2 protein-coding genes are annotated in these 2064 nt (G+C 33.9%); both read right to left on the bottom strand.

The genetic code is table 11. The features are described 5' to 3' along the window. The coding region (locus P8M54_RS09295; protein ID WP_300287529.1) for an MBOAT family O-acyltransferase at positions 1–1125 on the bottom strand (1125 nt) is incomplete at its 3' end. 39 nt (positions 1126–1164) lie between these two features. Then, the coding region (locus P8M54_RS09290; RefSeq protein WP_300287527.1) for a GDSL-type esterase/lipase family protein at positions 1165–2064 on the bottom strand (900 nt) is incomplete at its 5' end.

Below are 2064 nucleotides of genomic sequence, written 5' to 3'. Positions count from 1 at the left end.
TTTAGAAAACAAAATAGTCAGCATAAAAACAATCAAAGCAGTAACACCAATAACAAAAACTATTGGGCTAGTGCCAAAAATAAGCAAACCATAGCCAATCAATCCAGTGAAAAACAAAGCAGGAAACAAAAATCCTGCAACGGAACCCGATCGATTTCCACCGATAGTAATATAAAGATAATCCCTTAACCAAGTAGATAGAGAGATGTGCCACCTTCTCCAAAACTCCGTAATCGATGCAGACTTATAAGGTGTAATGAAATTTGTTGATAATTTAAAGCCCATCAACAATGCAATACCTATCGCCATATCCGAGTACCCTGAAAAGTCACAATAAATTTGCAAGGTATATCCATAGGCTGCCATCAAATTTTCGAAGGCAGTATAGCTCTTAGGTGCATCAAAAACACGGTCGACAAAATTTAATGAAATATAATCCGACACCACCGTTTTCTTTATCAATCCACCAATAATCATAAACAAAGCATTATTTACGTCCGTACGGGACAAAACAGTCTTTTTATATATTTGAGGAATAAACTCCGAAGCTCTAACAATAGGTCCTGCTACCAGCTGAGGGAAGAAAGAAACGAAAAACATATAATCAAAAAAGTTCTTCGTAGGTTCTAACTCTTTTCTATAAATATCGATAATATAACTCATCGATTGAAAGGTGTAAAACGAAATCCCTACGGGCAGTATAATATTTTGCAAGGCAAAATTACCGTCAAAAAGACCATTATAACTCACAATCATAAAATTAGAATACTTGAAGTATCCTAAAAAGCCTAAGTTAAAAATAACACTTAGTATGATAAAAAATTTGCGAAAGCGCTCATCCGTTTCTTGGTACAAAAATTTAGCTAACGTAAAGTCAATGACTCCCGAGAACAGTAACAAGAAAAAATAAATCCCGCTAGACTTGTAATAGAAAAAGAGGGAAAAAGCAAAAACATATATATTGCGATACAGTCTTGTACTCGCTTTTGTAGTCAAGATGTATATTGGATAAAAAACTAAAAAGAGACCTAAAAAGAAAGGCGTATTGAATAGTATTGGTTCTTTAGGGTCGTATACAAACCAATTTCCTACCTCAGCAATTGTGATCTGCCCATAGGTATCCATAAACCATTTTTGTAATGCTATAAAAAACTCCACGTACTGCTACTTATTATAATTATGAAATGTTTGAATGATCTCGTCAGCAACTAATTTGCCTTGCATTTGGTATCCTTTGACAGTATAATGCACTCTATCTGCTGCGATTATTCCCTTTCTAAAGTTTTGTTCCACACCTTGCATTCCTCCTAGTAATGTGTAAAAATCATAAAAAGCATAATGGTTTTTAACTGCTGCTTTTTGCATCTCCGTACAATAGCCATCAACTATTGAATTTAACTTATGATTCGCTAAAAACGAAGGAGGAGGAGTTAAAACTAAGATGGGTATATTGGGATTAGTTTTTCTGATATTTTGAATAAAGAGCTCTAATTGAAGCATGAATTCGGCATTGGTCAACTTACCATACGATTCATTAGTTCCAAAAGAAGCCACAACTAAATCTGGTGTTAAGCCCTTGAGCTGCTCAAAAAACAAAGGATATTTATTATAATCCGAATACTTAGCTCCATTCACACCAAGATTGTGATAGATAATTCCAGGTTTATCATTCTCTAAAACAACACCGCTCAAAATGTACTGCTCTTGCTCTTTCTTAGGCAGTAAGTAAATTGTTTTTAAAGCCTCATCAGTATGATAAAAATGAAAGTTTGTAGTACTTGACAAATCCATTGCTTTATATGAAGTTTCGGATTTAGCTACTTCAGTAGTTTCGTTGGTTGGAATTTTTAACGTTTTTCCAAAGGTAATTCGGTCCGTTTTTAATCCATTTGCCTTTTTAACTTGAGCAATACTTAGACCGTATTTCGATGCAATTTCAGAGATAGTTTCCCCTTTTTTAATTTTATGAACCACAATTTTAGGTGCAGCTGATTTAACTACAACTTGTTGTTTTGAAGTAGCTAGCTCAAATAAATTTCGATTCTCAGGGGTAATTATTTTTAT

The sequence above is a fragment of the Flavobacterium sp. genome (assembly GCF_029242675.1).
Classification (GTDB): domain Bacteria; phylum Bacteroidota; class Bacteroidia; order Flavobacteriales; family Flavobacteriaceae; genus Flavobacterium.
This window is presented reverse-complemented; position numbering and strand designations above follow the sequence as displayed.